Raw genomic sequence first — 1192 nt, 5'->3', positions numbered from 1 at the left:
GGGCAAGGCGAGCTTGCCCGATCCACACCGAGGGAAGCAGCAAACCGAAATCGAAAGCCTGCATCACGCGAAGGCCGGTCCTTCGCGCTTCGGAAAACTCAACCCAAATCAAAGGAAATTGCCATGACCAACACCAAGATCACCATGCTGACCGCCGTCCTTCTGCTCGGCTCGTTCATGGGCGCCACACAGGCAGCCACCCTGAAGGCCGCACCGGTCAAGCCGTCCAGCCCGGGTGTCATCGCTGCCCCGAGCGGCGGGGCCACCGAAGACCACTACTGCAAGAACGGCCATGCAAAATTCGCCAATTGCAGCGCTGATTTCGTCGCCGCCTGCAAGAAGGTTGGTGGCACCATGTCGGATGTTCAGGGCTGGGGTGGGCGTACTTGCTTCACGCCCTCCTGATACCGTCTCAGGTCAGGCCGCGCCGTCGGCCCCTGGCTTCGCATGGATGTCACCCGGAAAACCCCGCTTCGGCGGGGTTTTCTGCGTTTTGATCGCACGATGGTAAAACATTCTCGTTTTGGTCAACTTTTGTTTATTTGACTTCGACCAACCTGATCGGCCGTTTGCGCTGATTGAGCAAAACAGAGGAGCTACAATGTCGGCAAGCACGGACAATCCCCGCAACGCCCTTGTCATCCCGGTCCTTGGCAGGTTTTACGCGGCCCTGCACGATGGTGCCGAAACCGTTCTTCGCGTCGTCGCCGGCGGGTTTCTCGCCATCCACGGTTCGCAGAAGATCACCAATCCTTTCGGCGCTGCCGAGATGGTCGAGGGTCTCGGCTTCTATCCGGGCGCGTTGTGGTCGTTGCTTCTGGCCTGCACTGAATTCTTTGGCGGCATCTTCATCGCCATCGGCTTTTTGACGCGGCCGGCCGCCTTTGCCGGCCTGTTCGTGCTGCTGGTCACGGTCTGGTTCCACTGGGTCACCATGGGCCAAGGCTATTCGGGTGCGGAAAAGTCGCTGCTGTGCGCAGCGATCCTGCTCTTCTTCGTCATTCGCGGCGGCAACCGCCATTCGGTCGACAACCGCATCGGCAACGCGTTCTGACAGGCTGATAGCGACGACGCGTCGACCTGTGCCTTTGGCACGAAACGGATTATGAAACGGCTTCAGCCAAGCCTGCGAGCGCCGGAGCCAGCCATGACCGAAATCCTGCAGACCCCAAAGCTCGTCGTAGTCTTTGGC

At 59.9% G+C, this 1192-nt stretch carries 2 protein-coding genes; both read left to right on the top strand.

Annotated elements, in window-relative coordinates; translation table 11 throughout:
- Window positions 1-123: 123 nt before the first annotated feature.
- The gene (locus EN969_RS31960; protein ID WP_013528193.1) at window positions 124-405 is read left to right on the top strand and encodes a hypothetical protein; all 282 of its coding nucleotides are present in this window, start codon (window positions 124-126) and stop codon (window positions 403-405) included.
- 196 nt (window positions 406-601) lie between these two features.
- Complete coding sequence (locus EN969_RS31955) at window positions 602-1054, top strand: DoxX family protein (protein WP_127419781.1); 453 nt, start codon at window positions 602-604, stop codon at window positions 1052-1054.
- Window positions 1055-1192 lie beyond the last annotated feature (138 nt).

It is taken from the genome of Mesorhizobium sp. M7A.F.Ca.CA.003.01.2.1 (assembly GCF_003998945.1).
Lineage (GTDB): Bacteria > Pseudomonadota > Alphaproteobacteria > Rhizobiales > Rhizobiaceae > Mesorhizobium > Mesorhizobium ciceri.
This window is presented reverse-complemented; position numbering and strand designations above follow the sequence as displayed.

Coding starts and splice junctions, on each gene's coding strand:
- EN969_RS31960 (WP_013528193.1), top strand. CDS start 124: ATGACCAACACCAAGATCACCATGCTGACCGCCGTCCTTCTGCTCGGC.
- EN969_RS31955 (WP_127419781.1), top strand. CDS start 602: ATGTCGGCAAGCACGGACAATCCCCGCAACGCCCTTGTCATCCCGGTC.